Genomic DNA, 3,634 nt, shown 5'->3' with positions numbered 1-3,634 from the left:
GTCTGCTTATTTTTCAGTGATTTCATCAATATTCTTGATTGTGTGAATGACTTAATATGTTTTGAATACAAGTGGGCCTGGAAGTTCTTCTTGCATATTAATATAGAAGCCTCTTAATACATCACGATATTTATCTAAGTCATATGTATAGAATAACATTGGACGTTTGAGGTTCGCAAAATCAAAGAATACACTTGAATAGTCAGTAATAAGAATATCACTCATCAAATAGATTTCAGTAATATCATCATACTTACTTAAATTAAACGCAAAACCATCTAAACCAGTTAAATCAAGTACATCCGCAATATAATAATGTGTTCTTAGGATAATGACATATTCATCACCTAATTCTTTTCTCATCTGTTCAAGATTCAATTTTAACTGGAACTTATAAGCACCATTGCCATAATATTCATCATCTCTCCATGTAGGAGCATAGAGAATAACTTTCTTGTCTAGTGGTATACCAACCTTTTTCTTTAATTCTTTCGCAATTTCTTCTTTATGAGGATCAGAGAGTAAGTCATTTCTAGGATAACCTGTATCTAACATCGTATCTCCTTCATCCTTATACATAAAGCAGCTCTTGAATATTTCACTAGAAAATGCATTAGGTGCAATGAGATAATCCCATTCCTGTTTCTGACGATAGAACTGAGCCTTATATGTAGGAGAAGCTGCAGTCACTTCTTCCTGGTCAAAGGCTAGACGTTTAAGTGGTGTGCCATGCCAAGTTTCTAGGAAGACCTGTCCTTCTCTTTTACGATACCATAATGGCTGTCTTGTATTAAATACGAAGTATTTACATACAGCCAGATAGTAAGCATATTTACGTGTCATACGTTTAACGACTGTTCCACCATATGGGAGTTTTGTCTTCGTGTCATTAAGTACCCAGACAAATTCATATTGTCCAGGGAAGTTCTTAGCCAAATATTCATAAATATATTTAGGTGAATCTGCATAACTTGCCCCACGGAATGTTTCAAACATAATAAGATTTTTCTGAATAGGTTCATTCTTATATTTATGTCTATATAAGTACTTATTCATTTCATTCTTATTCTTAAAGATTTTCTTGGCTTTAACACCAGCTAAGTGAGCTGCAATGATTTTTTGTGCTTTCTTTAAGTCATGATTCATACATGCTTTAGAAAGTCTGCGACGATAAAGAGATTTCTTTAATAGTTCTGGTTCAATGCGAGTTAGAACTTTGGCCATTGTATCAAAACGTGTTGTTCTCCATTTATCATCTTCACTTCTTCTGACCTTTTTAGCAAAGAAACTAGTAAAGTAGTTAGCCATCTTCGCATTAATATAATAATGAATAGATGGATAATCCTTAGAAATCTCTAAGCAATAGTTATGTGCTTCAATAAATTCATCAAAACGACCATCAGGATCCTTAATCTGGGATAAAGCAGGACGATTGATTGGGTCATTATGTTTACGTTTAACTAGAATAGCATCTTCCACAAAAGAAACATCATTTGTATATTTTAATAGTTCAACTACAAATGGTGCATCTGTATACCAGAAAAATTCTTCTTTAAAAGAAATATGATTCTCTTCAATAAGTGAACGTTTAATAAGAAGATTTAAGCATGATACATTTCTTAATGCATGTCTTGTACGAATAAGAAGATCAATCTTAAACTGTTCTGGTTCACTGTCATAAACATGTTCTTCTTGTTTTCTTTCCACTTTTTCAAGACGATCATGATCTTTATCCTTTAAGTTTCTTTCGATATTTGTTTCATCGCTCATTGTTTCATAAACCTTTTTCTTGAACCATGAAACCATTCTTTTACCAGCAACAACTTGATTATTAGATTTTTTTGCTTCTTCCATTAAAGCATTTAGACAGTTAGGCAATACATAGTCGTCACTATCTAAGAAATAAACATAATCTCCCTTAGCAAGATTAAGACCCATATTTCTCTTTTTACCTACTGTTGCTTCACCAGATTCAATAAGAGTAATAGGTAAATCATATTTGTGGATCTTATCCTTTACATCTTCAATAGCATCTACTACTAAAAGGACTTCATAATCAGTCAAATTCTGATCCTTGATGCTTTCTAAACAGTCATATAAATAATGTATATAACGATTAAATGGTATGATAATTGATAATTTCATAACTTTACTTCCTTTCTCTATTTAAAAAGGCAGGTTCCCCTGCCCTTTGTTTATCTAGTCTTAATAGCAGCAAAGAGCTTATCACCTAGTGTACGATGAGAATTAGGAATCACACGCTTTGCGAATTTCTCATCACGTACTTTCCTTTTCTCTTTTGCGGATAAATGATTGTAGTACTCTACATAGTCAGCATAATGATCACACACTTCATCAATATCACCATATTCACGAAGCATACCACCTTCAATCCACATAGCACTATCACAAAATGATCTTACCTGTCTTAAGTTATGTGAAATAAAGATAATTGTTTTACCTTGTTCTTTTAATTCAGTCATCTTATTCAGACATTTTTCAGCAAAACCTTTATCACCGACACTTAATGCTTCATCGACAATCATGATATCTGGATCAAGACAAAGGTTAATTGAGAAACCAAGTCTTGATTTCATACCTGATGAATATTTCTTTACAGGCTGGTAGAGGAAGTCACCAATTTCTGCGAAATTAATAACACCTTCTTTAATCTCTTCAATACGCTTTTTAGAAAGGCCTAATAAAGCACCCTTTAATTCAATATTCTCCAGTCCTGTCAACTGTGCATTTAATCCAGTATTAATAGCAATCAAAGCCTGTGTCCCATTTACAATGATTTCACCTTCATCAGGATCACAGATCCCTGCAAGAATAATGGACATAGTTGATTTACCAGAAGCATTTGTTCCTAGAATACCTACAACCTGTCCTTTCTTGATTTCAAAGTTTAAATCCTTGAGGGCATAAAACTTGACATCGCTTTTTTTCTCTTTAGATCTTAGTTCATATATTTTAGAAGCATGACGTGCTTCAATTGCGATATTTGAATCCATAATCCCTCCTAAATAAAGTCTACAAACTTAGATTTGAATTTATACATAATACAGCTTCCAAATATAAATAAGAAAACCGTAATAGCCCAGAAACAGAAAGCAGAATATTTATAATACATAATTCCACGATGATAGAAGAAACAGTCACGATAGCCCTGAACAATATAATAAATAGGGTTAGTTAACATGATTCTCTGCAGAATAGATGGAAGGTTCTTTACATTCCATAGGATTGGAGTCATGTATAATAATAAACGCATAATAGCAAGCACTAACTTTCTTGTATCACGTGCAAGCATATTGAGAACAGATGTTGTCATTGATAAAGAAATAGAGAAGACAACACCACAGAAACAATAATAAATAAGTCCTACCCAATGTAATGATGGATAATATCCAGCAAAACAGAATAGTATTGTCAATATACACATCAAGCAGAAGTGGTCAAATAGTTTAGATAATACCACTGTTGCTGGAAGGACACTGACTGGGAATTTCATCTTAGTAATAATATTTATTTTAGAGAAGATAGCATTACATCCTGCAGTAATACATGGAGAAATAAAGAACCATACAACCATACCTCCAAGCATCCACCAGATATATTCAATACCATCTAC

At 32.9% G+C, this 3,634-nt stretch carries 3 protein-coding genes; all 3 read right to left on the bottom strand.

Annotated features, from left to right (window positions below; translation table 11 throughout):
* Positions 1-51 precede the first annotated feature (51 nt).
* Positions 52-2,145 carry a CDP-glycerol:glycerophosphate glycerophosphotransferase gene (locus ACT8VG_RS08720; RefSeq protein WP_444195648.1) on the bottom strand — a complete coding sequence of 698 codons (2,094 nt, stop codon included), beginning with the start codon at positions 2,143-2,145 and terminating at the stop codon, positions 52-54.
* A 50-nt stretch (positions 2,146-2,195) separates the two neighbouring features.
* Positions 2,196-3,014: an ABC transporter ATP-binding protein gene (locus ACT8VG_RS08715; RefSeq protein ID WP_444195647.1), complete on the bottom strand. Its 819-nt coding sequence runs from the start codon at positions 3,012-3,014 to the stop codon at positions 2,196-2,198.
* Positions 3,015-3,022: 8 nt separating this feature from the next.
* On the bottom strand, positions 3,023-3,634 hold a 612-nt coding region (locus tag ACT8VG_RS08710; RefSeq protein WP_444195646.1), incomplete at its 5' end, for an ABC transporter permease.

The sequence above is a fragment of the Catenibacterium sp. genome, from assembly GCF_052354645.1.
Lineage (GTDB): Bacteria > Bacillota_I > Bacilli_A > Erysipelotrichales > Coprobacillaceae > Catenibacterium > Catenibacterium mitsuoka_A.
Note: the sequence above shows the minus strand (reverse complement) of the source record. Positions and strands in the feature narration are given on the sequence as shown.